Origin of the sequence: Streptomyces melanogenes (assembly GCF_014649795.1) — a bacterium.
GTDB classification, from domain to species: domain Bacteria; phylum Actinomycetota; class Actinomycetes; order Streptomycetales; family Streptomycetaceae; genus Streptomyces; species Streptomyces noboritoensis.
This window is the reverse complement of sequence record NZ_BMTS01000001.1, coordinates 280,317-305,410: the sequence shown is the minus strand read 5'-3', so window position 1 is coordinate 305,410 and position 25,094 is coordinate 280,317. Positions and strand designations below refer to the sequence as shown.

Annotated in this window: 18 protein-coding genes and 2 pseudogenes; 9 read left to right on the top strand and 11 right to left on the bottom strand. The window is 72.1% G+C overall.

Annotation, left to right across the window (positions count from 1 at the left end; genetic code table 11):
• The first annotated feature begins 115 nt into the window (after window positions 1-115).
• Together IE252_RS01400 and IE252_RS01395 are read left to right on the top strand one after the other, a co-directional pair.
• Complete coding sequence (locus tag IE252_RS01400) at window positions 116-2,608, top strand: discoidin domain-containing protein (RefSeq protein ID WP_229847825.1); 2,493 nt, start codon at window positions 116-118, stop codon at window positions 2,606-2,608.
• Window positions 2,609-2,776: 168 nt separating this feature from the next.
• A complete protein-coding gene (locus tag IE252_RS01395; RefSeq protein WP_190087817.1) occupies window positions 2,777-3,916 on the top strand; it encodes a hypothetical protein in 1,140 nt (379 codons plus the stop codon).
• A gap of 59 nt (window positions 3,917-3,975) precedes the next feature.
• Here IE252_RS01395 and IE252_RS01390 read toward each other — a convergent pair whose 3' ends face one another.
• The 7 genes from IE252_RS01390 to IE252_RS01360 all read right to left on the bottom strand — a co-directional run bounded on the left by IE252_RS01390 (window position 3,976) and on the right by IE252_RS01360 (window position 10,823).
• Entirely contained in the window at window positions 3,976-5,016 is a 1,041-nt protein-coding gene (locus IE252_RS01390) for a DUF6397 family protein (protein WP_190087347.1), read from the bottom strand.
• Between the two features lie 121 nt (window positions 5,017-5,137).
• The gene (locus IE252_RS01385) at window positions 5,138-5,548 is read right to left on the bottom strand and encodes a roadblock/LC7 domain-containing protein (protein WP_190087346.1); all 411 of its coding nucleotides are present in this window, start codon (window positions 5,546-5,548) and stop codon (window positions 5,138-5,140) included.
• 109 nt (window positions 5,549-5,657) lie between these two features.
• The gene (locus IE252_RS01380; RefSeq protein WP_190087345.1) at window positions 5,658-6,251 is read right to left on the bottom strand and encodes a GTP-binding protein; all 594 of its coding nucleotides are present in this window, start codon (window positions 6,249-6,251) and stop codon (window positions 5,658-5,660) included.
• Window positions 6,232-6,645, bottom strand: coding sequence for a DUF742 domain-containing protein (locus tag IE252_RS01375; protein ID WP_190087344.1), 414 nt, complete (start codon window positions 6,643-6,645; stop codon window positions 6,232-6,234). The genes IE252_RS01380 and IE252_RS01375 overlap by 20 nt, the downstream gene beginning before the upstream one ends.
• Before the next feature lie 26 nt (window positions 6,646-6,671).
• The gene (locus IE252_RS01370; protein WP_190087343.1) at window positions 6,672-7,109 is read right to left on the bottom strand and encodes a roadblock/LC7 domain-containing protein; all 438 of its coding nucleotides are present in this window, start codon (window positions 7,107-7,109) and stop codon (window positions 6,672-6,674) included.
• On the bottom strand, window positions 7,106-9,874 hold the full coding sequence (locus tag IE252_RS01365) for a sensor histidine kinase (protein ID WP_190087342.1): 2,769 nt from the start codon (window positions 9,872-9,874) through the stop codon (window positions 7,106-7,108). The genes IE252_RS01370 and IE252_RS01365 overlap by 4 nt, the downstream gene beginning before the upstream one ends.
• Window positions 9,875-9,992: 118 nt before the next feature.
• Window positions 9,993-10,823 carry an MHYT domain-containing protein gene (locus tag IE252_RS01360; protein ID WP_190087341.1) on the bottom strand — a complete coding sequence of 277 codons (831 nt, stop codon included), beginning with the start codon at window positions 10,821-10,823 and terminating at the stop codon, window positions 9,993-9,995.
• A 180-nt stretch (window positions 10,824-11,003) separates the two neighbouring features.
• Between IE252_RS01360 and IE252_RS01355 the strand changes: the two genes are divergently transcribed.
• Window positions 11,004-11,603, top strand: a complete 600-nt coding sequence (locus IE252_RS01355) for a class I SAM-dependent methyltransferase (protein ID WP_190087340.1) — start codon at window positions 11,004-11,006, stop codon at window positions 11,601-11,603.
• Window positions 11,604-11,696: 93 nt separating this feature from the next.
• Here the strand turns inward: IE252_RS01355 and IE252_RS01350 are convergent, their stop codons facing one another.
• A complete protein-coding gene (locus IE252_RS01350; protein WP_373298492.1) occupies window positions 11,697-12,593 on the bottom strand; it encodes an alpha/beta fold hydrolase in 897 nt (298 codons plus the stop codon).
• Window positions 12,594-12,727: 134 nt separating this feature from the next.
• Between IE252_RS01350 and IE252_RS01345 the strand changes: the two are divergent.
• The 3 genes and pseudogenes from IE252_RS01345 to IE252_RS01335 form a co-directional block, all read left to right on the top strand.
• Window positions 12,728-13,252, top strand: a pseudogene (locus IE252_RS01345) (PadR family transcriptional regulator); the annotation flags it as partial.
• Window positions 13,253-13,527: 275 nt separating this feature from the next.
• Window positions 13,528-13,788, top strand: a complete 261-nt coding sequence (locus tag IE252_RS01340; RefSeq protein WP_257584057.1) for a hypothetical protein — start codon at window positions 13,528-13,530, stop codon at window positions 13,786-13,788.
• A 90-nt stretch (window positions 13,789-13,878) separates the two neighbouring features.
• Complete coding sequence (locus IE252_RS01335; protein WP_190087337.1) at window positions 13,879-14,919, top strand: hypothetical protein; 1,041 nt, start codon at window positions 13,879-13,881, stop codon at window positions 14,917-14,919.
• Window positions 14,920-14,955: 36 nt separating this feature from the next.
• Here IE252_RS01335 and IE252_RS01330 read toward each other — a convergent pair whose 3' ends face one another.
• The gene (locus IE252_RS01330; RefSeq protein WP_190087336.1) at window positions 14,956-18,423 is read right to left on the bottom strand and encodes a hypothetical protein; all 3,468 of its coding nucleotides are present in this window, start codon (window positions 18,421-18,423) and stop codon (window positions 14,956-14,958) included.
• Between the two features lie 114 nt (window positions 18,424-18,537).
• Here IE252_RS01330 and IE252_RS01325 point away from each other — a divergent pair, with 114 nt between their 5' ends.
• A complete protein-coding gene (locus IE252_RS01325; protein ID WP_190087335.1) occupies window positions 18,538-19,071 on the top strand; it encodes an SAM-dependent methyltransferase in 534 nt (177 codons plus the stop codon).
• Between the two features lie 85 nt (window positions 19,072-19,156).
• Here the strand turns inward: IE252_RS01325 and IE252_RS01320 are convergent, their stop codons facing one another.
• Window positions 19,157-19,336: a tail-anchor membrane protein gene (locus IE252_RS01320; RefSeq protein WP_190087334.1), complete on the bottom strand. Its 180-nt coding sequence runs from the start codon at window positions 19,334-19,336 to the stop codon at window positions 19,157-19,159.
• Between the two features lie 192 nt (window positions 19,337-19,528).
• Window positions 19,529-20,629 (bottom strand): fatty acid desaturase family protein, encoded by a 1,101-nt coding sequence (locus IE252_RS01315; RefSeq protein ID WP_190087333.1) that lies wholly within the window; start codon window positions 20,627-20,629, stop codon window positions 19,529-19,531.
• Between the two features lie 238 nt (window positions 20,630-20,867).
• On the opposite strand from IE252_RS01315, the pseudogene IE252_RS01310 reads away from it, so the two are divergent.
• Together IE252_RS01310 and IE252_RS01305 are read left to right on the top strand one after the other, a co-directional pair.
• Window positions 20,868-23,815, top strand: a pseudogene (locus tag IE252_RS01310) (SCO1167/SCO6262 family helicase).
• Window positions 23,812-25,086 carry an SWF or SNF family helicase gene (locus tag IE252_RS01305; protein ID WP_190087332.1) on the top strand — a complete coding sequence of 425 codons (1,275 nt, stop codon included), beginning with the start codon at window positions 23,812-23,814 and terminating at the stop codon, window positions 25,084-25,086. Before IE252_RS01310 ends, IE252_RS01305 begins: the two are co-directional and overlap by 4 nt.
• Window positions 25,087-25,094 lie beyond the last annotated feature (8 nt).

The window sequence follows — 25,094 nt, the reverse complement described above, 5'->3', positions numbered from 1 at the left end:
CTCACCGGTGCGGCAGCCCGAGCCGGGGCATTTCCGGCCGCTGACCTTGACATGGCATCCACATGTCCTAGGTTCAGCCGGAACATTGCTACCACATCTCGGCCGGGGGGCTCGGGTGACATTCAGGTTCTCGCGTACGTCGTTCCGTCTCACCCGCCTCAGACCACGTGTTCTCGTCCTCCTCGCCACGGCGACGACGACCGCCGCGCTGCTGCCGCTGGTCACCCCGAGCGACGCGGCCGTCCCCGGCCGCCATGCCTCCCCTGTGATCGACCCCAACGCGTCTCCGATGTCTCCCCACCACGGTGTGGCACCGGCTGACGCCATGCGCCCCACCGCCCCCGTCCTGGCCGAGTCCGGCTGGAGTGTCACGGCGAGCGGCACTGCCCTCACCATCGACATGCACCGGACCGACGTGGTTTCGGCGCTCGTCTACCAACCGCGCAGGACGGGCGGCGGCAGCCGCCTCACCGAGTACGCCATCCGCCTCAGCGCGGACGGGCGGCGCTGGACCAAACCCGTCGCCACCGGAACCCTGGCGGACGACACCACCGCCAAGACCCTCAGCTTCGCCGCCCAGGGCACCCGTTATGTACGGCTCTCCGCCACGACACCGGCCGCCGGTCACAACGGTTGGGCCGCCGGAACGGAGCGAATATCCTCCGCCTCCTCGCCCACTCCCCTCGCTTCCCGAGCCGCCGTCCAACTCCTGGGTGACCCCGGCCTCACGGCGCCGTCGACTGCCTCCCTGCCGGTCGACGGCTGGACGGTCTCCGCGACCGACGAGGAGACGGCCCAGGCGAACGACCGCGCCGCCAACATCCTGGACGGTGATCCCACCACCGTCTGGCACAGCAGATGGTCGCCGACGACCGTACGGCTCCCGCACGCCCTCGTCATCGACATGCACCGCACGACCGCCGTCTCCGCACTCACCTATCAGCCGCGCCAGACCGGCGCGAACGGCCGCATCGGCACCTATGCCATCTCCACCAGCCTCGACGGCACCTCGTTCGACGCCCCCGTCGCGAGCGGCCACTGGAAGGACGACGCGACCTCGAAGACCGCCATCTTCACCCGCACCGTCTCCGCGCGGTACGTACGACTCGTCGCCCTCAGCGAGGCGGGACAGCGCGGCCCCTGGAGCTCCGCCGCCGAGATCCGGCTCAGTGGCCCGAGCGACCCCTCCCTGTCGGGCTCCTGGGGACCGGTCACCGGATTCCCCCTGGTGCCGGTCGCCACGGCCGTACTGCCCGGCAACAAACTGCTGGCCTGGTCGGCGTACGCCGTCGACCGGTACGGCGGCAGCAACGGCTACACCCAGACCGCCGTCATGGACCTCACCACCGGCCGAGTGACCCAGCGCCGCGTCGACAACACCGGCCACGACATGTTCTGCCCCGGCATAGCCCTGCTCGCCGACGGGCGGGTGCTGGTCACGGGCGGCAGCAACGCGTCCCGTGCGAGCATCTACGACCCCCGCACGGACACCTGGTCCTCGACGGCCGACATGAACATCGCCCGCGGCTACCAGGCGATGACGCTGCTCTCCAACGGCGACGCGTTCGTCCTCGGCGGCTCCTGGAGCGGCGGGGACGGTCCCAAGGACGGCGAAGTGTGGTCGGCCACCACCCACACCTGGCGCAGACTCCCGGGCGTGCCGGTCGAGGGCGCCATGACCGCCGACCCCAAGGGCGCCTACCGGGCCGACAACCACATGTGGCTGCACGCCACCTCCCAGGGGCGCGTCCTCCAGCTCGGCCCCAGCAAGCAGATGAACTGGATCACCACCGACGGCAACGGCAGCATCACCCCCGCCGGCACACGGGCCGACAGCGCGGACGCGATGAACGGCAACGCCGTCTCGTACGACATCGGCAAACTGCTCACCCTGGGCGGCGCACCCGCCTACCAGGACACCCCCGCCACCCGCCGCGCCTACACGGTCGACCTCAACGGCGGCGGTCGGCCCACGGCCACCCGCACCGGAGACATGGCCGCCGCCCGCGCGTTCAGCAACAGCGTCGTGCTGCCGGACGGAAAGGTCGCGGTCTTCGGCGGCCAGGGGACCCCGGTTCCGTTCAGCGACGCCACGTCGGTCATGACCCCGGAGATCTGGGATCCGGCCACCGGCCGCTTCACACCGCTCGCCACGATGGCGGTCCCCCGCAACTACCACAGCACCTCGAACCTGCTGCCCGACGGACGGATCTTCTCGGGCGGCGGCGGGCTCTGCGGCGACTGCGCGACCAACCACCTGGACGGCGCGATCTTCACCCCGCCCTACCTGCTCAACCCGGACGGCAGCGAGCGACCCCGGCCCATGATCACCAGCACCCCACCGAGCCATGTGGCGCTCGGCTCGACGCTGCAGGTCTCCACCGGGTCGCCCGTCAGCGCCTTCGCCCTGGTGCGCTCCGGTGCGGCGACCCACTCCGTCGACAACGACCAGCGCCGGGTGCCACTGACGTTCCGGCAGACCGGCGTGGGCTCCTACGATCTCTCCATCCCGAGCGACCCCGGAGTCGCCCTCCCCGGGACGTACCTGCTGTTCGCCCTGAATACAGACGGCGTACCGAGCATCGCCAAGGTGATCAGTGTGGGATGACCCGTTCCTCACCCTTCGGGTGTGGGCGGAAGCACAATTGCGTGCCCCGATGAACGAGTCGCACCGGACTCCCGTCTTCCCTGCCGGGCTCCGCAGGCCCCTGCGAGCTATCGACGTACCCGGCGGGGAAACAGGAGCTGAACACACGTGCCGGCCATCAGCCAGCGGATGCACCTCGTGCTGCTCACCGCATGGACCGTGCTCTGGTTCGCCGTGGTGGAGCCGAACGGCGGCTTCTCCTGGCACTATCTGCGCACTGGCGGGGAGCTGATCTACCAGGGGCCGTCCGGCGACGGCACCGGCGGGCTCAACTTGTACGCCCACCATCCCGAGCTCCAGATGGGGCCCGTCAGCTTTCTGATCGCCGGGCTGTTCAACCCGTTCCCCGACTCGACCGGGCAGTTCCTGGCCGCGGCGCTGATGTCGGTGCTCGGGCTGGTGATCGTGGTGCTGGTCGGCCGCAGCGCCGCCTGGCACTTCCTGGGCACGGGCACCAACCACCAGCGGCTGCGCCAGCGCGTCCTCATCGCGGGGCTGGCCTTCATCCCGATGTGGATCGAGGTCTCGGTCCGGTTCGGCCATCTCGACGATGTGCTGGCGCTGTTCTTCACGACTCTCGCCGTGCGGGCGGTCACCCGTGGCAACGCGGCCGGAACGGGCATCTGGCTCGCCTTGGCGATGGACTCCAAACCGACCGCGCTGGGCTTCGCCATGCTGCTCTTCGCGCTTCCCCGACAGTCGTGGCTGCGGGCCGGGCTGTGGTGCGCCGGCCTCGTCGCCCTGGCCTGGCTGCCGTTCTTCATCGGCAACGCGGACAGCTTCGCCGCCACCGGATTCGCGATACCCAACCAACCCGCCTCCGCGCTGCGCTGGCTGGGTGTCGGCGACGCCGAGACCCCCGGTTGGGACCGGCCCGCCCAGGCCGCGCTGAGCCTGGTGCTCGGCGGCATCGCGGTCTGGCGCAAACGCTGGACGGCCGTGGTGCTGCTCGGCGCCAACGCCCGCATCGTCCTGGACCCGAGCGTCTACACGTACTACACGGCGTCCGTCCTGCTGGGCACACTCCTGTGGGACGTGATCGGGCAGCGCCGGCTGGTGCCGTGGTGGAGCTGGCTCGCGCTGATCGCCCTGTACGGCAGCGTTTTCGTCGTCCCGGACGACTCGGCACGGGGTCTGATACGTCTCGCGTTCGTGGTGATCTCCACGACGTACGTGCTGGTGTGGCCACAGCGGGACCGCACACGCAGGCGCGGACACGGGCGGCGGGGACGGCCTCCGGCCACCGCACAGCATTCGGTGCAGAGCTGATCCGACCACGGCTCCGATCCCGCTGAGGAATCCTGTCCTTGTCATCACTGCCACCAGCGTCAGGGCGCGGTGGTGGACGAGCGGGCGGCCGTCCTGGGCCGACGCAAGCGTGCCAGGCCGCGCCTGAGCCTTCCGTGGCCGCCCCTCGACTCCACGCGCTCGACTCCGACCGGCTCGAGTTCCCTCCCCTTGGGATAGCTCTGCCGGAGTTGACTCGGCTTGAGCTCCGTCGGTCCGGGAGAGGAAGCGGGCGCAGGCACGTGGGCCGGGCGCGCGATGGCCGTCGCAGTCGCGGTCGTGCCGATCGCGGGGCGTTCCCACTCCGGCCTCGGTGCTGGACGGGCCGAGCGGGCGATGCTCAGGTGCTGCGCGAGATCCATGCGGTGCCAGAGAACCTCGTCCGGGTCCTGGGCCAGTTGCAGCCGCTCGATGATCTCCCGAGCGGCGGGCGAATCCGGGCCGACCCTGGCCGTTTCGGGTCGGAGCCTGCTCAGATAGGCGAGCTCGTACGGGTCCGTGACCAGCTCCGCCAGATGCGCGGCGTCGAGCGCGGAGGCGATGCCCGCGGCTCGCTCCCAGGGGTCGTCGGTCTGCTGCAGCAGCATGGCGGCGCGCCGACCGCGCCAGTTGCGCGGACGCCGGTCCTCGCCCGCGCCCAGCCGGACCAGTGTCTCCTTGGGCAGCTGACGGTCGGTGAGCAGCTCCGGATGCCGCAGGGCCAGGTCGGTCAGCTCTTCGGCGAGGTAGAGCCAGACGACGGCCCTGTATCGGTTGAGGTAGCACTTGACCGGCGTGAAGTGGCCGCCGCGGGCGAGTCGCGTGAAACGGTGGGCGGGCACGTCGAGCAGCTGCGACGCCTCCGCCGTACCCACCACGCGTACTCGTTCACGCAGGGCTTCCGGGAAGTCCTCGGCCGAGCGGATCCGCTCGACCTCTTCCTGTGCGACCCGTGGGCGCGCGCCGAGGTCTTCCCGCACGGTGCGGACATGGCCGAGCTGCACGGCGAGGTCGAATTCGCCTCGTTTCAGGTCCAGTTGCTGGGCCGCCCGGCCCAAGGTGACGGTCTTTCCGCTCACTTCGGCCGTGGTCGTGGTGGTCATGAGGTCCTCCCCCGCGAGTTGCGAATACTCTCGGTGACGACCGTAACCCTCCGTGCGGACATCCCGCTCGGCCTGTGGATAACTTTCGCCGACCGAACCGACTTCGCCGGAGAACCGCTGATCAGAGGTCGGAAACCGGGGGGCCTGGCCGCCGTGCCGCGACGCCGAGGTGCTCACCGACCCGATTGACCAGCAGCGTCATCTCGTACGCGATCTGGCCGATGTCGGCCTCGGCGGTGCCCAGCACGCACAGGCAACTCCCGTCGCCCGCAGCCGTGACGAAGAGAACCGCCTCGTCGAACTCGACCATCGTCTGCCGCACCCGGCCGGCCCGGAAGTGGCGGCCGGACCCCTTCGCCAGGCTATGCAGCCCCGAGGACACCGCGGCGAGGTGTTCCGCGTCCTCGCGGGGTAGGTCGGCGCTGGCGCCGGTGACCAGACCGTCGTTGGACAGGACGATGGCGTGCCGCACGTGCTCGACCCGCTTGGTCAGGTCGTCGAGCAGCCAGTCGAGTTCCTTGTTCAGTGCCATTACGGCCTCACCCCACTCATGCGTTCCCCGTTTCCCCCCAGGTCTGCGGCAAGCCTTACCCATGGTTCGCGTGGGGGCAAGCAGGGCCTGCGGGCGGTAGCGGCAGCGCTCAGCCCACGGAGTCGAGCAGCCGGGCGGTGTGAACGCGCCCGGCGTACTCGACGAGGCGGATCAGGACCTCCTTTCCGGAGTCGCGGTCGCGGGCGTCGCACAGCACGACGGGGGTGCCCTGGTCGAGGTCGAGGGCTTGGGAGACCTCGTGGGCGCCGTAGGCGCGCGAGCCCGCGAAGCAGTTGACGCCGACGACGAACGGAATGCGGCGGTGCTCGAAGTAGTCGACGGCGGGGAAGCAGTCCTCCAGGCGGCGGGTGTCGGCCAGGACGACGGCGCCGAGCGTGCCTTGCGACAACTCGTCCCACAGGAACCAGAAGCGATCCTGTCCAGGGGTGCCGAACAGGTAGAGCGACAGCCCCGACCGGATGGTGATGCGGCCGAAGTCCATGGCCACCGTGGTGGTCGTCTTGTGGTCGACGCCGTCGGTGTCGTCGACGTCCTCGCCCGCCTCGCTGAGCAGTTCTTCGGTGCGCAGGGGCCGGATCTCGCTGACGGCGCCGACGAGGGTGGTCTTGCCGACCCCGAAGCCGCCCGCGACCAGTATTTTCAGCGCGAGGGCGGGAGTGGGGTCAGAGTGCTCGGAGTCCATCGATCACTTCTCTCAGGATCTTCTCGTCGGGCAACTGCGCGGGCGGCACGGGCCGGTGCACGCTGATGTGACCGGCTTCGAGGAGGTCGCCGATGAGGACCCGGACGACCCCGACGGGCAGATCCGCGTCGGCGGCCAGCTCGGCGACCGACTGGGTCTCCGTCCGGCACAGGGCGAGCAGGGAGCGGTGTTCGGGCCCCAGCAGCGACTCCTCGGCGGGGCCCGGAGCGTCCGCGGCCATCGAGACCAGGGCGATGAAGTCCAGTCGGATACCACCGGCGGCCGGTTCGGTGCGGCCGCCCGTCATGGCGTAGGGGCGGACGAGCGGACCCGCATCGGCGTCGTACCAGCGGCTCGCCGCCGGCGCCGGGTCGGCCTCCTCGTGCTCGGTCATGGGGTGTGACGTCCCTCGTCGTCCGGTCAACCAGCGGCCGGGGGCGGCGCGGTGTGCCGGGGCGGGGTGTGCAGATGCTCGCCGACACGCCTGACGAGGCGGGCCATCTCGTAGGCGATGAGCCCGATGTCCGAGGTGAGGGTGCTCAGCACGGCGAGGCAGGAGCCATCCCCCGCCGCGGCGACGAAGAGGAAACCTTCGTCCATCTCGACCATCGTCTGTCGCACACCTCCGGTGTGGAAGTGGCGTCCGGCTCCCTTGGCGAGACTGTGGAACCCCGAGGCGACGGCCGCGAGATGCTCGGCGTCCTCGCGGCTGAGGCCGTTGGACGCGCCGACGGCCAGTCCGTCGTTGGACAGGACGACGGCGTGCCGGACCTCGCCGACCCGCAGGACCAGGTCGTCGAGCAGCCAGTCGACCTCCCCGGCGCGGAGCGGGGAGTCGAGCCTCTGGTGGTCGATCATGCGTGGTCTCCTTCGCTCGGGTGGTCGTCGCCGCAGGCGTCTTCGGCGGCAGAAGGGCCGCTGGTGGTGCGATCGGTGTCAGCGTCGGTTTCAGGGGCGCGAGTGGCGGTGCCTTGAGCCGCGCCGGCACGGGAGGCACCTCCACGGGCCCAGCCGCCCATGTACGCCGTCATACGGTCCCGGACTTGCTCCGGGGTGCGGGTGTCGGCGGTTTCATCGGTCTGGGGTTCCTCGGTGGGGGCTTCGCGTAGTTGGGGGGCGAGGCTCGCCTGGCGTACGCGGCGCGGAAGTCCGTCGCCGTGGGCGCTGTCGGGAGCGACAGTCCGGGCCCGCTGACGCAGCGTGGTCACACCGGGCGGTGGTGTGGGGACCGTCGCGGGCGCGGTCGTCGCGCGCGTGGATGGAGTTTCGGGCTGGGCGACGAGGGCGGGGCGTATTGCGGTCGGCGCGGTGGGCGCGGTCCTGCTGGGGCTCGCCGGGCGATCGTCAACTGTCGGTTCCGGCCGTGGGCCTGGCGCCGGGGCGAGCGGTCTGCGTCGTTCGTGTCGCACAGCAGTGGGCGCGCGGTCGTCGTGCTCGGCGCCGGACCTGGCAAGGGGTACCCGCTCCGTGTCGAGCCCGGAGCGCGTTGCCTGTCGCGTGACGGCGGTGATGGCGCTGTCCAGCAGCCCAGTGGGCAGAAGGACGACGGCAGTGGTACCGCCGTACGGCGAGGTGCGCAGCTGCACCTTGATGCCGTGCCGTGCGGCGAGCCGGCTGACCACGAAGAGGCCGAGACGGTCGGTGTCGAAGAGGTGGACGGCCTCGGAGTGCTCGATCCGGTGGTTCGCCTCGTCGAGGCTCTCCCTGCCCATACCCAGACCCCGGTCCTCGATCTCCAGTGCGTAGCCGTTGCCGACGGGTTCGCCGCTGACGCGCACCTTGGTGTGGGGCGGCGAGAACTGCGCGGCGTTCTCCACGAGTTCGGCCAGCAGATGGGTGAGGTCGGCGACCGCGCCTCCGGCGACGGCCGCCTCGGGAAGCGGGCGTACCTCTACGCGCGCGTAGTCCTCGACCTCCGACACCGCCGCCCGTACGACACTGGTGAGCGGGACGGGCACGCTCCAGGCACGCCCGGGGGCGGCCCCGGACAGGATGATCAGGCTCTCCGCGTGGCGGCGCATCCGGGTGGTGAGGTGGTCGAGGCGGAACAGGTCGCCCAGTTCTCCCGGGTCCTCGGCACGGCGTTCCATGCTGTCGAGCAGATTGAGCTGGCGGTGGACGAGGACCTGACTGCGGCGGGCGAGGTTGACGAAGACCCCCGAGATGCCGCTGGCGAGTTCGGCCCGCTCCACAGCGGCGGCCAGCGCGGCCCGGTGGACGGTGCCGAGCGCTTCCCCGACCTGGCCGATCTCGTCCTCGGACGCCGGACCCCGGGGTGCTTCGGCCTCGACGTCCAGGTCTTCACCCGCCCTCAACCGGCCCATGGCGGCCGGGAGTTTACGCCGGGCGATCTCCAGGGCCGTATTGCGGAGGCTGACCAGCTCGACGACGAGACCCCGGCCGATCCGGACGGAGATGACCAGGGAGGCGGCCACAGCCACCAGCCCGAAGAGGACGGCCGCCCCGGCCGGGGTGAGCAGGCCTCGGGCGAACGGATCGGCGCGGCCCACGACATCGCGCGCGGCACCGGACTCGATGTCGCGCATGCCCTTCTGAATTGCGGTGAGCGCGTCGTCCCAGGAAGCGTCCGGTACAGCCTGGGCCGCGTCGCGTCCGGGCGTCGCGGTCAGCACCTTGTCCTCGGCGGCGCGGAGCGCGGTGTACGCGGGCTGCCCGCTCAGGGTGCGCCAGGCAGCGCGTTCCGTGCCGCTCAGGTCGGCTGTGGCGGCGTCGGTGAGGGTGCGGCGCGAGTCGACGGCACCGGCGAACGCGGTGTGATGGGCAGCAGTGAATGTGCGCGCGAGCTGGGCTGAACTGAGCAGGGCATCCTCTCGGGCCAGCATCTCCGCCGCGCGGCTGAACTCGTGGACCACGCGCGCGTCGGAGCCGAGTGAGCCGTCCTTGATGCCGGTGAGCGCACCGGTCACGTCGAAGGCGAGCGCGATGGTGTCGGTGTACTGCTGGTAGGCGGCGTCCCAGCCGGCCTTCCGACCGAGGGCGTTCGCCCGCAGGGCAGGCAGTTGCTGGGCGCGGGACACGAACTGCCGCAGCCGGTCGGCCGCGCCGCCAGGAAGGTCACCTTCGTCCGCGACGGTGTTCTTGTCGCCGAGGCGGAACCGAGCGAGCGCGCCGTCGGTGCGCTTGGCCTGCTGGGTGTACGCGGTCGCACGGTCGTCGGCCGGGGCGGCCAAGTACCGTACCGCCGAGCGCCGTTCGGCCTGGAGCTCAGCGACCGCCGCGGCCACGGGCGTACGCACCTGCTCGTCGATACGGCGCAGCTGGCGCAGAGCCGAAACGTCCTGCGCGGTCGTGACGGTGGCGAATCCCCAGAGGGCCAGCAGCGAGACGACCGGAACCATTAGCAAAGACACGATCTTGGCCCGGACGGTCGTCGGGCGCAGCCGCCCACGCAGCCCCGACTCCCCCGGCTCACCCGGCTCCCCTGATTCCGGGCGCGCACGGAACGCTCGCTGATATGCCCCTGGACCCTCGCTCCGGCCTGCCCTTGCGGAGTCGTACTCGGCGGCGGGCGGGCCGGCGTGCGCGCGTCGGCCGCGTGCGGGTGAGGGTGACGGGGGAAGCGGCCCGGGGGCGGCGCCCGGGGCCTTGCGGGGTGTGCGCACGGATCGCCTCGCTTACGGGAACGGTTCTGCAAAAAATCCGGGAACGGCTGTTCTGCGACCGGAACTTCGGGCCATGAGCGGTCGTTGTGGAGAGTGGATGGGCGAGGGGTGAACGGGGTCAGAGGGGGCCGGATGCACGAATGCACTCAGGGGCGCTCGCGTCGCGAGGGGAAGCGGCGGGCGGCGCGCCCATGTCCGTGAGTTCGGCGGAGCGGTAGGCGCTGCGCTCCCCGGCGGTGGGCGAGAGCGCGACGAAGGCGGAGGTGATGAAGAGATAGGAGCCGAGACCGACCGCGAGGGGGAAGATGAACTGCATGGCCGTCGCTCCCGGCAGATCCGCGCCGGACGGGGTGACGTGCACACTCACTGCGATCATGCCGGTGTAGTGCATGCTGCTCACGGCCGCGCCCATGACCAGGGCGGCGACGGCGACAGCGGCAGGCGACTTGATGTTGAGTCCGGCCCATAGGGCCGCGGTGGCCGCGACGACCGCGATGAGCACGGAGAGACCTACGAGCGCGGGGTCGTAGTGGATCTGGCCGTGCAGTCGCAGGGCCGCCATGCCGAGGTAGTGCATGCTGGCGACGCCGAGACCGGTGGTGAGGCCGCCCAGCAGCAGGGCGCGGGTGCGGTCCTTGCCGTAGCCGACGGCGAAGACACCCGCACCGACGACGAGCATCGCGACGAGAAGACTGAGGAGGGTGAGTGGCACGTCGAAGCGAATGTCCGTGCCGGTGACGGCGAAGCCGAGCATGGCCACGAAGTGCATGGTCCAGATGCCGGTGCCGATCGCGGACGCTGCCGTGACCAGCCAGTTGCGGCGGGAGCGGCCGGTCGCCGAGAGCGCCCTGACGGTGCAGCGCAGCCCGAGGGCGGCGCCGATACAGGCCATCGCGTACGACAGCACGGGGGTCAGCCAGCCGAAGGCGGCGTGGTCCAGGTGTCCCATGGCCCCGGGACGGTAGTCCGGCCGGGGGCGCACGGCAGGGGCGCATTTCGAAAGCCGTTGAAAATTGACACAACTAGGCCCCTGAACGATCGTGCCGCGTTCGAACGTGCGCACCGACGACTTGTTTCAGCCAGCCGAGTCAGAGGCGGACCGTTTGATCCTGTGCGAGATCATGGGCATATGGCCGACGACCACATGCACGTTCAGGAATTCTTCGGCGCTCGCGCAGCGGACTGGGACAACCGCTTTCCGGACGACGGGCCGGCATACGCGGCGGCGGTCGCGGAGCTGGGACTGCGCTCCGGAGCCGCCGTACTCGACGCCGGGTGCGGAACGGGCCGCGCACTGCCGCCGCTCCGGGACGCGGTGGGCCCCGGTGGCACGGTGCTCGGGCTCGATCTGACGCCCGAGATGCTGGAAGCGGCGGTACGGGCCGGGCGCGACCGAGCCGGGTCGTTGGCGCTCGGCGATGTGGCCAGGCTGCCGCTGCAGACTGGAGCGCTGGATGCGGTGTTCGGGGCAGGCCTGATCTCGCACCTTCCGGAACCCGAGGGAAATCTCCGGGAGTTGGCGCGGGTGGTACGGCCGGGTGGGCAGTTGGCGCTCTTCCACCCCATCGGACGCGCGGCCCTCGCCGCACGCCAGGGGCGGCAGATCACACCGGACGACCTCCGGGCGGAGCCACAGCTGCGGCCGCTGCTCGCGGGGGCGGGCTGGCGGATGGTGTCGTACGTGGACGAGGACGCGCGCTTTCTGGCGATCGCTGTGCGGGAGGGGTGACGGGGGGAGGGAGGGGGGCGGGGGCGGGCCCCCTCCCGTACGACTGACAGTCCCGGTACTTCCGGCAGTTCCGGCCAAGGCTGGCCCTTCCGGTCAGGGCTGGCGATAGCCCGCCGAACCGCTAGTGCTCGTAGTGGTGCTGGTGCTGCCGCCGCCCGCCACCGCGCTGATGAAGGCCTGGGGGTTGTCGAACATGATGTTGTGGCCGGCGTTCGGTACGACCTCGATGCGGACGCCCGACGCGGTCAGTTCCTCGCGGCCGGAGAGGTCGTTGTCGATGCTGCCGACCAGGTAGGTGCGGTCGATCGGCAGGCCCATCAGGAGGTGGCGCATGGTGGGCTGGGTGCCGCGTACCAGGCCGAGGGCGGTGCGGTGCAGCGCGAGCGGGTCGGCGAGCCTCATCGTCGCCGCCCACAGCGGGCCGATTCGGTCGAGGACGGCTGCGAAGCCGCCGCCGTGGACGAAGTCGTCCTCGGTGTAGGTGGCGATGCCGCTGCTTCCGGCCGTCGGGACGGAGTGGGGGTCGAGGTTGGCCTCCGTGAGGACCAGGCGGGACACGAGGTCGGGGCGGCGGGCGGCGAGCACGATGGCCACGGCGCCGCCCATGCTGTGTCCGGCGATGTCGGCTCCGGTGGCGCCTGCCGCGTCGAGGGCGGCGGCGAGGGCGTCCGCGTGCTCCTCCAGGCTGTAGCCGAAGTCGGCCGGGCGGTCGCTGATGCCGTGGCCGGGCAGGTCCACGAACAGCTGCCTGCGTGCGGCGAGGCGGGGGTCGGCGGCGATGTGGGCGTGATAGACGGTTGATGCCGAGCCGAGCCCGTGTACGTACACGAGGGGCGGCTTGGCGGCGTTCGGGCCACGCTCATCGCGACCCGTCTGCGGGCGACCGGCCTGCGGTCGCCCAGCCTCGTCGAGTCGTTCCGACTCGATCAGCCCCTCCGACTCGGTCCAGCGGATCTGGCTGCCCTGCTTGTCGAATGCCGTCTGTCGCACGGTTCCGTCCCCCGTTCTGGTCATGCCTGCATGCCTGCCAGGCACTTCCCGTGTCTGCTTCGGTTCGGCAACTATACATCGGTGTCGATGTATAGCGACATCGATGTACAGCGCTCGTGCGGCAGAATACGGGCATGCTTGAGCTCGCCATCCTGGGATTTCTGTACGAAACGCCGCTGCACGGCTATGAGCTGCGCAAACGGATCACCGCGCTGACCGGGCACGTACGCCCTGTCGCCGAGAGCACGCTCTACCCGGCGATCAAGCGGCTGGAGAAGGCGGGGCTGCTGGCGCGGGAGACGCAGCCCGGTGCGGTGGCGGCGCCCCGCCACACGCTCACGCTCACTGCCGAGGGGAGGGCGGAGCTGGTGCGGCGGCTCGCGGAGCCCGAGCAGGTGGAGATCACGGATGAAAACCGGTGGTTCACGCTGCTGGCGTTCCTGCGGCACCTGCCCGAGCCAGCCCGCCAGGCCGAGGTGCTGCGGCGACGCCTGCGTTTCCTCGAAGAGCCCGCGAGTTTCTTCTACGAAGGCGAACGGCCGCTCAGCGCAGAGGAGTTGGACGACCCGTTTCGGCAGGGGATTCTCACTGTGGCCCGGGCCACGAGCGCGGCGGAGTTGAAGTGGCTGCGCGCCACACTCCGGTCGCTCGGATCAATGGACGGAACAATGGAGCCGGGAGGCGCGGCCGATGCGACCGGCGCGACGGAGGCGTCCGGCTCGAACCGTTCGACCGGCGCGACGGGGTCGCGCGGCCGGGCCCGCTCGTAAGCCGTTCACGGTCGGCACTCGCTGACAGTTCACATCAGCGGTTCACGTCAACCGACCCGTTCCGACCCCTATCTGTCACCAGGTCGTCAACTCTAGCTTGGGAAAGGAACTTTGAGTCGCACCTGGTGAGCGCACTTGTGGGGAAGGCGGTCCGGATGTTTCGTATGTTCGGCAGATTCCGGAAGCCCGAACGGCGGGAGCCCGTGCGGCAGCACAACATCTTCGAGGCCGCCGCCGCCTACGTCGCGGCCTGTGCGGACGACGACCAGGAGGCGCTCGACGAGGCGGTCGGGTGGGTGTCGCCGGAGGCGATGTCCTTCGGGGTTCGGGAGCTGGCGTGCCGGGCGCTCATCGCGCTGGCGCGGGAGCGCGACGAGTCGCCGCAGGCCGTCGCGCGTTCGCTGATGGGATTGCCGGTGGCCTGACCTCGTACCGGCTGGGTGCCGCAAACCCTCGACGATCGGGTTACCGACTGGTTATGGTGCGCCGACGAGCGATCCGAAGGGGAGGGTTCCGTGACCGGGACGGACGAGGCGGCGGCTGCCACAGCCGCAGCCGACGCGGTCGATGACGACGCGCTGTATGTGCTCACGGCGGTGTTGCTCACACCCGCGCAGTTCCCCAGCGTGCTCGGTGACGACTTCCCGGAGGCGTGCGCGGCCCTCGGCCTCGAACCGTACCCGGGCGGCTACGGCCTGGTCCTCGGCCAGGACGGGAGCGGTGCCCGCTGGACCGTGATCGTCGACGACGTCTCGTTGGTCGCAGTGGCGATCGCGTCGTGGGACTGCGGGATGGAGTACGACTTGTCGCCGGACGAGCGTACGGTCGTGGCCGCGCTGCCCGGGTGGCCGCTGGAACTCGCCGTGGCCGCGCCCGGGGTGGCCCCGCCGCACGACCCCGAGCCGGAGCCGGACGAAGACGGCACGGTACGCCCGCCGCTCACTCCGCCCGACACGAGCGTGTGGGGCTCCCCGCAACGGCGCCTCGGCGCGGACGAAATCGCCCTTCAGTGGGCGATGTGGCGCGGGCAGATAGCCGACGGCCAGGACGAGGACGGTGACGAGGAGGAGGACGAGCAGCCGGAGCCGACGGCATCCGCGGAATCGTCGACTGCGGCTCCGGATGACCCTGCGGATGAATCCGCAGATGCCGCACCGGAAACCTCCGCAGACGCCGCGGACTCCGCCGCCCCGTCGACCTCAGAGACCCCGGAAGTCCCGAAAGCCCCGGAAACCCCGGAAACCCCGGACGAGCCCAACCCCGACACCTCCCCCACCCCCGGCGACCTCAACGCGCGCGTAGAGCGAGTTCTCGACGAGGTACGTCAGTACCTCGACTCCCCTCCCCCGCTCGGGCGTGTCCGGTCGAGCTTCGCGCCGGGTGGGGCGCGGATGTTGCGAGCCGACGGTCCTGGGTGGTCGATCGTCGCCAGGACCGACGACATCGCGTTCGTGCTGCTGGACGACGAGCCGGGCGAGGTGACGCCGGTGGGGCGCGGGCCCAAGTTGCCGGAGCTTCTGGAAGCCCTGGACGCGATCGCCGTACGACCGTCTTGAGCCACGCGCGCGACGCCGCCCGCGCTCCCGCTCCCCTCACCCACCCCCAACAGGCTCGGTCAGCAGCGCCGCCATCGCCGTATCGGGGTCGGTGTGGCGCCGGAGCGCGGACAGTTCGGTGCGCCATGGCGCGTCCCAACCCGTGCGCGCCCCCGATGCCCGTACGAGCGCCATCGCCAGCAGTCCGGCGGCAGGCGTGCCCCGTTCGCGCAGCATGCGGGCGGTACGGAGGGTGGCCTCGGCGTGGCGGACGGGTGTGGCTCCGAGGCTGAACCCGCTCAGGTCGGGCAGCCGGCCGGGGTGGTCCTCGACCAGCCGTAGCGCCTTCGCCCAGCGTTCGGGCGCGGGGTCGTCGCGTCGGAGTGCCGCCCACGCCGCGTCCAGCGCGAGGCACGCGGCCTCGCGCAGAAGCCCGACGTCCTCCAGAGCCGCCGCCATCGCGTCGGCGCGGCGCACATCCACGTACGAGCCGTAGCGGGAGCTGACCGCGTCGGCGCATCCTTCGAGTCGCCGCAGGGCGTCTCGCCTCACGTGCTCCGTGCTCGAACTCGCCGTCGCTTTGTCGACGAGAGCGCCGAGGACCTGTCCCAGAACATCAGTCGCCACATCGCTCGGTCCGCCACTCGACGGGCGCCCCACCGCGACTTCACCGACCGCACCCATCGCCGTAATCCCACCAATCCCCGTAATCCCAGCGATCGCCGCAATCGCCGCGTGCCACACCTTTCGTGGCCGCCCCTCCGCGACCGCGGCCTCGCCCAGCGCCTGGGCCGCGTCCCGCATGGTGGGACTCTCCCCCACGATCCGCCCGTGCAGAGCGGCGCAGGCTGCCTTGGCGCTGTCGTCGTCGCCCTCGCGGGCCACGCGCGCGAGGAACGCGATGTGCGCGGCGGACGTGACGGACCGCGTGATGACCGCGTCCCGGACAGCCGGTTCGCGCGTCCCCTCCAGCAGCCGGCGGGCGATGTCGTCCCGGTCCGCGTGCCGCAGCAGGAACGGGGCGATCGCGGCCCGTACATCCCGGTGCTGGTCCGGCTGGTCCCATGCTCCGAGCAGTGCCGCGTCGGCGTCCTCCCCGCCCAGAACTCCGAGCGTACGGGCCGCCTCCTTGCGGGAACCAACCGGGGACGACGGGGCGTTGAGCAGAGGGATGAGCAATGTGACCCCTTGGCCGTCGGGCGCTTCGGCCAGGAGGGAGCGCAGGGAAGCGACGGCCGCGCGGCCGCGCACGCCGCCGGTTCCGGCGTGCCGCAGCAGCGTGGCCAGGAGCTCCGGTGTGGCCGGACCGCTTTCACCGAGGGCGGTGAGGGCGGCGGCCGCGACCGGCTGGGGTGCGTGTTCGGCGAGGGGATGGAGGTGAGCGGGTGAGCGGAGCTGGGCCGCGGCGTCGGCGCGGGCGCGCATCGGTGCCCGCTCGTCGGTGGCGGCCGCCGCCAGCAGTTCGTACCACTGTCGGCGTTCCTTCAGCTGCCAGCGTCCGGTGGCTCCGGCTCTCAGCCGGGGCACCCATACCCCGCCTCGCGGCCGGACCCTGCCGTGCAGCCCCCGTACATCGCCCGCTTCCACCGCTGGCAGGGCCGACGCGAGGACGGATACGAGCAGGTCGGTACGGCGTTCGGTGATCGTTGTCAGCACTTCGGGTACGGCGGCGAACCACGGGTCCGCCGCAATCAGTTGGGCACAGCGGTCCTCCCGGACGCGGGCTGGAGTCACCCACACTGCGGCCGCGCGGACGGCGGCCAGAGGGTCGTCGTCCGTGAGCGCGGTGCGGCGCATCAGGGCGTCGGCGTCCGGCAGTTCGGTGAGGTGAGACGCGAGCAGCTCGGCCAGCGCGATCTGCGCAGCCGGGTCCTCGGAACCCTCGCCGGACGGGGATGCCATCGCCCAGATGTGGCGTGCCGTCGGCAGATCCACGCGCAGCGGGCCGTGCGAGCCATGGTGGCGCGGGTCCGTGACAACATGGCAGAGGAGCAGGGCGGCGGTCGCGGCGCGCCCACGGTCGCCGCGTGCTGCGGCACTCTCCGCCGTGCGGCGCAGCAGCGACGCGGCGGCGGCGAGCGTTTCCGCCTTGGAGTCACGGGACTGGACGGCGGTCAGTGTGGCGTCCCGGAGTACCTGCTCGGGGACGGCGGCCAGCAGTCGTGCGGCGGTTCCCGCCAGTTGTTGCAGGGTGTGGCGGCGTACCTCTTCCTGGTCGTGCCAGGCCCGTTCGCAGCTCAGGGCGATGCGGGCGAACTCGTCCGGATCGCCGTCGAGTTCGGCGCAGGCCAGCAGCGCGGGCCAGGCATACACCCGCTGGTGTATCCGATGGTGGGAGGCCTGTTCTCGCAGGATGGGTTCGGCGTCCGCGAGGGGCAGGCCGATGGCCACGGCGATGAGATGGACCGGGCGTCGCTTCCAGCGTTCGAGACGAGCGTCGCTGAACTCGGCGCGGTCGGCCGGTTCGAGGGCGGCGAGGGCGGCCAGCGGGACGCGTTGTCCCTCGCCACCCGCCCGTTCGGCGACGAGCCGCCGCCGTTCGGCCGGGGGCAGCAGCGACAAGAGGGGGTCGGCCGCGACCTCCTGCCGTCCCGGTGCACGCAGATGGCCGCCGGTGGCGCGGCAGCGGGTGGCCAGCTCTACGAGGTCGGGCTCGGGGAGGGCGCGGAGTGCGGCGACGGTCGCCCTGGCCAAGGGGCCCGCCGGTACGGTCAGTTCGAAGGGTCCGGCGTCCTCCCCCATTGGAACGGGCGGGAGTGCGCGGAGGCCCCGCAGGACGTCGAGGAGTTCGGCGGGGCGTCGCAGGAGGGCGACGGCCGCGCGTTCCCCGATGAGTCGGGGCGCGTCGCGCAGCAGCGCCAGGCCCGCCGCCGGGTCGTGTTCCGCGACGACGGTGGCGACGAGCTTCCTGCCCTGGGCATAGCGGTAGGCGTACGGACCGTCGGCCCGTTCCCCGTACTCCTTGATCAGCAGGGCCGCGACAGCGGTGGGCGCGGTACGGGCGAGGGTGGACAGCACCCCCGGCGGGGCATCGGTTCGGGGCAGCCAGCGGGCGACCGTCCCGGGTGAGCAGGCGATGAGCAGCCGGGCCGCTTCCTGGGCGCCGTGGCGCTCGTACACCTCGGGCAGGAGCCGGTCGGCGAGGCCGCGGCGGCCGCTGAGCCGTAGGACGCGGTACACGGAGTGGCGGACCGCTCGGATGTCGCTCAACGCGAGGGCGGCGAGCGGTTCTTCCGGCACGGGCAGCCGGATGGCCGCGGCGAGCGCGCGGCGGCGCAGCACGGGGTCGTCGAGCGCGGCGGCCACGGCGTCGAGGTCGCGGCGGGCGACGGCGAGGAAGAGTCCGGTGTGCCGTTCATCCTGGTCACCGGTGTCGAGTGCGCGGTGCAGGGTGGTGTACGCGTCCGGGGCGAGCGTTCGCGCGTAGCGCGCGAGGGCGGGCATCCGGGCCGGGAACGGCAGGGAGTCGAAGTGGGTGCTGATCCACTCGGGGGTCAGCGGCTGGGGCGGAGTGGAATGGGCCATCAACGATCACCGTGGGATCGTGAGGCCTCCTTTCGGATCATCATGCGTACGATCCTGGCAGCGTTTCGATCAACGGGCAAGGCGATTTTGGGCGGGCCAACGGGAGGAACTGACATGGCGGACGGCGAAATCCTCGAGCACGGCGCGGAAGGGGAAGTGGTGTGCCGGGCGGTGGGGCGGGTGGTCGGCGGGCGGGCCGAGGTGGCCGATGACCACTGGGGCGGAGAGTCGGCGGTGATCCGGCTCGATGCCGAACAGTTCGGCCCCGAGGCGCTGTTCGGCCTGGCGGACTTCTCCCATCTGGAGGTCGTGTACCACTTCGACCGGGTGCCGCCCGAGAAGGTCGAGTCGGGCGCGCGCCACCCGCGCGGCAACCCCGGCTGGCCGTTGGTCGGGATCTTCGCCCAGCGCGGCAAGAACCGCCCGAACCGGCTCGGCGTCTCGCGCTGCCGCGTGGTGAAGGTGGAAGGGCTTGACGTCCACGTCACCGGCCTGGACGCGGTGGACGGCACCCCGGTGCTGGACATCAAGCCGTACATGGCGGAGTTCGGCCCGCGCGGCCAGACGGTCCAGCCGGAGTGGTCCACGGAGCTGATGCGGGACTACTACGCGGGCGAGCCGGCATCCGGGAGCGGCCTCGACGGCTGAGGGCCCGACCGCCGGGGCCGACGGACGATGCCAGGCCGCACCGGCAGTCAGCCCCGGGCCGGGGCCAGGTCCAGAGGCCCCACCCTCAGCGCAGTTCCTTCCGGCTGATGTGGCGCAGCCGGCGGCGCTGGCTCGGGTCCAGCATCAGGTAGGCCACGACGGGCACCCCTATGAGCACCAGCAGCGCCGGCAGGAATCCGATCAGCGGGATCAGGATGAGTCCCACCACCACTCCACCGGCGGCGATCATCGCGCGCTTCGACATGTCCGTCGCCTCCTTCGCGGCCGCTGCTGCTGCCGCTCTCTGTCCAGGGAACGCGTGGCCGCGTCCTCCGGTTCCCGGCCACGTGTCCGCTTCCGCGCGGTACGCCGACCGTCTGCTTCCACTATGCGGCAGGGCAGCCACATATCGGCCGCCCACAGCACAGTCACGCGCCCCGGCCCCTCCGTGCGGCACCTACGCCGCACCACCCCGCCGCAGCGGCGCGCCCACCGCGTGCATGTGCCGCAGGGCCTGCCGATAGGAGTCGATCAAGGACGTCTCGGCGTACGGGATGCCGACGGCCCGGCAGTGGGCGCGGACCAGCGGCTGCACGAGCCGCAGGTGGGGGCGGGGCACGTTCGGGAAGAGGTGGTGCTCGATCTGGTAGTTCAGTCCGCCGAGGAACCAGTCGGTGAGCGGTCCGCCGCGTACGTTGCGCGAGGTGAGGACCTGGCGGCGCAGATGGCCCCAGCCGTCGTCGTCGGCGTCGGGCATCTCCATGCCCTTGTGGTTGGGCGCGAAGGTCATGCCCAGGTGGAGCCCGAAGAGGGCGTGGTGCAGCAGCGCGAAGACCAGCGCCTTGCCCGGCGGGAGCACGGTCAGCAGCAGACCCGCGTAGGCGGCGAGGTGCACCAGGAGGAGCGTGCCCTCGACGGCCCGCTCCCGCCGGAACTGCCTGCGCAGGTCCTGGAATCCGTACACCTTCAGGGCGATGCCTTCGAGCAGCAGCATCGGGAAGAAGAGCCGGGCCTGGTTGCGGGTGAGCCAGCGTGCGAACCCCTCGCGGCGCTCGGCCTGCCTCTCGGTCCACACGAGCGCGCCGACGCCGACGTCCGGGTCCTTGTCGACGTGGTTGGGGTTGGCGTGGTGGCGGTTGTGCTTGTCGTTCCACCAGGCGTAGCTCATGCCGAGCAGCAGGTTGCTGTGGAGCAGGCCGATGGTGCGGCCCGCGCGGCGGCTACGGGTTATCTGGGCGTGGCCCGCGTCATGGCCGAAGAACGCGGTCCGGGCCCAGAACACCGCGAGCGGCACCGCGTACAGCAGGGTCCACCAGGTGTCGCCGGTGAGCGCCATCGCGGTCACGGTCGCGGCGAGGGCGAGGAGGTTGACGGCGATGCCCCTCGCGTACCAGCCGGTGCGCCGCTCCAGCAGCCCCTGCCCCTTGACCTCCTTGAGGAGGGGCGCGAACTCGCTGCCCCGTCCGGCGGGGCGCGGTGGCGCGAGCAGGGTGCCGCTCGCGCCACCCTCGGCATTCGCAGGGGCCTGAAGCATGGCCGGGGGCATGGCCTGGGGCATCGTGGGTCTCCGGTCGCTCGTCTTCCGCAGTCACCTGCGCTGACCTCATGAAACGTACGAATCCGGGGCCCTTGGCCACCATGGCGCCACCACCCGGACGGGGCGGGGGCCTGTCCCGGGGGCATGGTGGTGCTGACGCCACCCCGGCGGGCGGGGAAAGAGCCCAGCACGCACACGGAGTGATCCAGATCACGGCGCGCATCCGCCCGGAAGCGCACCGGCCGGTGTACCCTCGGCGATTCCGGAACCTCGGTAGTCAAGTTTGAGGAATGTGTCATCGCCGCACACAGGCTCCCCGCGCCCACACCCTCCGAAATCGACGAACTCGCCCGCTGCCACGTCACCTTCCTGCCCGCCGACCCCGCCCGACTCGGCCGCATCGCCTTCTGGCACACCGACGGCTCCGCCCCGCAGGCCTTCTCCGACCGCGTCGAGGAGCCTGCCGAGGAGCTGACCGTGGCGGGGGCCGACGCCGAGCCGTACGCCGTACGTGCGGTTCTCCTGCCCGTACGCGACGCGCTGCCCGTCCTGACCAGGGCCCGGCCCCGTACCGACGCCTCGCGGGCCGCCGCCTTCTGGGGGACGGCCGCGCTGCGCGCGCTGCAACTCGCCGCGCGCGGCCTGCTGTTGCCCGGCCTCACCGCCACCGACCACGACGCGTGGCGGATCGGTCCGCTGGGCGCCGACGAGCTGGAGCGCGTCCGTGAGCTGGCGGCCTCGATGCCGCCCGAGGCGCACGCGGTGCCGCTCGACGCCGGTGGCGAACCGTTGCTGCTGCCCGAACCCGAGGTGCTGGTACGGCAGTTCCTCGACGCGGTCGCCGACGGGCTGCCGCGAACGCCCGCCGCCGCCCTGGCGACCGGCTCCCCCGCCTTCGCGGCGGACCCGCCCCGGCGGCTGCCCGAACAGCGCGCCTGGGCCGCGGAGGTGGCCGCCGGGCACGACGCGGGCGTGCGCATCTCGCTCCGCGTCGAGCTGCCCGGCCTGGAGTCGGCGGACCCGGACGCGGCGGGACCCGTCTTCCGGGCCGTGCTCCAGGTGCACAGCGTGAGCGACCCCGCCCTGGTGGCGGACGCGGCCGAGGTGTGGGGCGAGTCCGGCCCCACCGCCGGGGCGTTCGGCCCGCACGCGCGGATGGACGCGCTCCTCGCACTGCGTCGCGCCACGCGCGCGTGGGCGCCGCTCGCGCCGCTGCTGTCGGCGGCCGTGCCGGACGCGATCGAGCTGGCCGACGAGGAGGTGGGCGAGCTGCTCGGCGGGGCCGCGCGCACCCTCGCCGCGATCGGCGTCCAGGTGCACTGGCCCAAGGACCTCGCGCGGAAGTTCACCACGCGCGCGGTGATCGGGCCCCTACAGGACAGCGCGGAGCAGGGCACCTCCGGGGCGCGGCCGGACAGCACGCAGTCCGCCGCCCCGTCGACGCTCTCCGCGGACGCCCTGCTCGCCTTCGAGTGGTGGTTCGCGCTCGGCGACACCCGGCTCACGCGCGCGGAGCTGGACCAACTGGCCGAGGCCAGCCGCCCGGTGGTGCGGCTGCGCGACCAGTGGGTCCTGATCGACCCCGAAGAGGTCCGCCGCGCCCGCGCGGCGCAGGACCGCAAGGTGACCCCCGTCGACGCGCTGAGCACGGTCCTGACGGGCTCGACGGAGGTCGACGGACGCCGGGTCGAGGTCGAGGCGTCGGGCTGGCTCGCGGGCCTCCGCGACCGCCTCGCCGACCCCGAGGGCGCGCGCCAGGACGCCGTGGAGCAGCCCGCCGCGCTCGCCGCGCGGCTGCGCGACTACCAGCTGCGGGGCCTCAACTGGCTGGCCGACATGACCTCGCTGGGCCTCGGCGGCTGTCTCGCCGACGACATGGGCCTCGGCAAGACGATCACCCTCATCGCCCTGCACCTGCACCGCCAGAGCGATCCGGCGACCGCCGGTCCCACGCTCGTGGTGTGCCCGACGTCCCTGATGGGCAACTGGCAGCGGGAGATCGAGAAGTTCGCGCCGGGCACGCCCGTGCGCCGCTTCCACGGCTCCGCGCGGCGCCTGAAGGACCTGGCCGACGGGGAGTTCGTCCTCACCACGTACGGGACGATGCGGCTCGACGCCGCGAAGCTCGGCGAGGTGGCGTGGGGCATGGTCGTCACCGACGAGGCGCAGCACATCAAGAACCCGTACTCGGCGACCGCCCGCCAGCTGCGCACCATCGGCGCCCGCGCGCGCGTGGCGCTCACCGGCACGCCGGTCGAGAACAACCTGTCCGAGCTGTGGGCGATCCTCGACTGGACGACGCCGGGGCTGCTCGGCCGCCTGGGTACGTTCCGTACGAAGTACGCCCAGGCCGTCGAGGGAGGAAAGGATCCTGCTGCGGCCGAGCGGCTGTCCCGTCTGGTGCGCCCGTTCCTGCTGCGGCGCCGCAAGTCGGACCCGGGCATCGCGCCCGAGCTGCCGCCCAAGACGGAGACCGACCGGGCCGTCTCGCTCACCAAGGAGCAGACGGGGCTCTACGAGGCGGTGGTGCGCGAGACCCTCGCGGAGATCGCGGGCGCCGACGGTTTCGAGCGGCGGGGGCTCGTGGTGAAGCTGCTCACCGCGCTGAAGCAGATCTGCAACCACCCCGCGCAGTACCTGAAGGAGGAGCAGCCGCGCATCGCGGACCGCTCCGGCAAGCTGGAGCTGCTGGACGAGCTCCTGGACACCATCCTCTCCGAGGATGGTGCGGTGCTGGTCTTCACCCAGTACGTGCAGATGGCGCGGCTCATCGAGCAGCATCTGGCGGCGCGCGGGGTCGCCACGCAGTTCCTGCACGGCGGTACGCCCGTGGAGCAGCGCGAGCGGATGGTGCGGCGCTTCCAGGACGGTGAGGTCCCGGTGTTCCTGCTGTCGTTGAAGGCGGCGGGCACCGGTCTCAACCTCACCCGGGCGGGCCACGTCGTCCACTACGACCGCTGGTGGAACCCGGCCGTGGAGGCGCAGGCCACCGACCGCGCGTATCGCATCGGCCAGACCCAGCCGGTGCAGGTCCACCGGCTGATCGCGGAGGGGACGATCGAGGACCGCATCGCCGAGATGCTGACGCGCAAGCGGGAGCTGGCGGACGCGGTCCTGGGCACGGGCGAGTCGGCCGAGTCCGCGCTGACGGAACTGTCCGACGCCGAGCTGGCGGATCTGGTGGCACTGCGAGGGAGCGGGCGATGAGCGGGTACGGGGATCTCTCGGAGGAGCACATGTACGGGGACGGCGCCGAGGAGCGGACCTTCGCGGCGCTGCCGCCCGCGCACGGGCGGGGTTTCGCCGAGACGTGGTGGGGCCAGGCGTGGCTCAAGGCCCTGGAGGACACGGCGCTCGACAACCAGCAGCTGAAGACGGGCCGCCGCTACGCGCGCGGGGGCGCGGTCGGCGCGGTGTCGGTGCGGCCGGGGCGGATCACCGCGGTGGTGCGCGACCGGGACGGCAGCTCCCACCGCAGCGACGTGGTGTGGCAGCGGCTCTCCGACGACGACTGGGACCGTTTCCTCGGCATGGCGGTGGAGCGGGCGGGGCACATCGCGGCGCTCCTCGACCGCGACATGCCTCCGCACCTGGTGGAGGACGCGGCGACGGCCGGGGTGGAACTCCTGCCGGGCATAGGCGACCTGGAGCCCGAGTGCACCTGTGAGGCGTGGGACCACTGCCCGCACACGGCGGCGCTCTGCTACCAGGTGGCGCGGCTCCTCGACCAGGACCCGTTCGTCCTGCTGCTCATGCGGGGCCGGGGCGAGCGGGCGCTGTTGGCGGACCTGGCGGAGCGGAGTGCGGCACCCCGCTCCACGGAACCGGATGTTCCGGCCGGGGTGCCGGCCGCCGAGGTGTTCGCGGCGCGGGACATCGTGCCGCCGCTGCCCGAGGCACCCGAGGTACCGGCCGAGGCGGGGGCGCCGCCGCACCTGGACACGGAGGTCGCACCCGAGCCCGGCGTCGATCCCACGGCGCTGGAGTTCCTGGCGGCGGACGCGGCCCGGCGGGCGCGGGAGCTGCTGGCGGAGGCGCTGGCGCCGGGCCACGAACTCCAGCCGCCGACCGATGGCCTGACTGAGCATCAGGACGCCGTACGCCTGGCGGCGGGCTGCGAGGATCGGCGGATCACGCGCCGACTGGCGGCCGGTTCCGGACGGCGACCGGCCGAGCTGGACCTGGCCGTACAGGCGTGGCGCTACGGGGGCGCCGCCTCCCTCTCCGTGCTGGAGGAGGAGTGGACCCCCGGCCAGGAGGCCCTGGCCCGCGCCAAGGACGCGCTGGCGCGGGCCTGGCAGGACGAGGACCGGCCCGTGCTGCGCGCCTCCGGGGCGAACCGTTGGACGGTGGTCGGGGGCGGCGCGCAGCTGCGGCTCGGACGGGACGGCCGGTGGTGGCCGTACCGCAAGGAGCGCGGGGCGTGGGTTCCGGCGGGGCCCGCCGACCCGGATCCGGGGGCGGTGCTGGAGCGGTAGGGGTGCGG

What these genes read in the sequence shown, in the direction of transcription:
- IE252_RS01340 (WP_257584057.1), top strand. Translation starts at nt 13,528, where the DNA reads ATGTTCGGCAGATTCCGGAAGCCCGAACGGCGGGAGCCCGTGCGGCAG.
- IE252_RS01395 (WP_190087817.1), top strand. Translation starts at nt 2,777, where the DNA reads ATGCACCTCGTGCTGCTCACCGCATGGACCGTGCTCTGGTTCGCCGTG.
- IE252_RS01305 (WP_190087332.1), top strand. Translation starts at nt 23,812, where the DNA reads ATGAGCGGGTACGGGGATCTCTCGGAGGAGCACATGTACGGGGACGGC.
- IE252_RS01355 (WP_190087340.1), top strand. Translation starts at nt 11,004, where the DNA reads ATGGCCGACGACCACATGCACGTTCAGGAATTCTTCGGCGCTCGCGCA.
- IE252_RS01370 (WP_190087343.1), bottom strand. Translation starts at nt 7,109, where the DNA reads ATGATCGACCACCAGAGGCTCGACTCCCCGCTCCGCGCCGGGGAGGTC.
- IE252_RS01330 (WP_190087336.1), bottom strand. Translation starts at nt 18,423, where the DNA reads ATGGCCCATTCCACTCCGCCCCAGCCGCTGACCCCCGAGTGGATCAGC.
- IE252_RS01315 (WP_190087333.1), bottom strand. Translation starts at nt 20,629, where the DNA reads ATGCCCCAGGCCATGCCCCCGGCCATGCTTCAGGCCCCTGCGAATGCC.
- IE252_RS01360 (WP_190087341.1), bottom strand. Translation starts at nt 10,823, where the DNA reads ATGGGACACCTGGACCACGCCGCCTTCGGCTGGCTGACCCCCGTGCTG.
- IE252_RS01325 (WP_190087335.1), top strand. Translation starts at nt 18,538, where the DNA reads ATGGCGGACGGCGAAATCCTCGAGCACGGCGCGGAAGGGGAAGTGGTG.
- IE252_RS01320 (WP_190087334.1), bottom strand. Translation starts at nt 19,336, where the DNA reads ATGTCGAAGCGCGCGATGATCGCCGCCGGTGGAGTGGTGGTGGGACTC.
- IE252_RS01375 (WP_190087344.1), bottom strand. Translation starts at nt 6,645, where the DNA reads ATGACCGAGCACGAGGAGGCCGACCCGGCGCCGGCGGCGAGCCGCTGG.
- IE252_RS01385 (WP_190087346.1), bottom strand. Translation starts at nt 5,548, where the DNA reads ATGGCACTGAACAAGGAACTCGACTGGCTGCTCGACGACCTGACCAAG.
- IE252_RS01380 (WP_190087345.1), bottom strand. Translation starts at nt 6,251, where the DNA reads ATGGACTCCGAGCACTCTGACCCCACTCCCGCCCTCGCGCTGAAAATA.
- IE252_RS01390 (WP_190087347.1), bottom strand. Translation starts at nt 5,016, where the DNA reads ATGACCACCACGACCACGGCCGAAGTGAGCGGAAAGACCGTCACCTTG.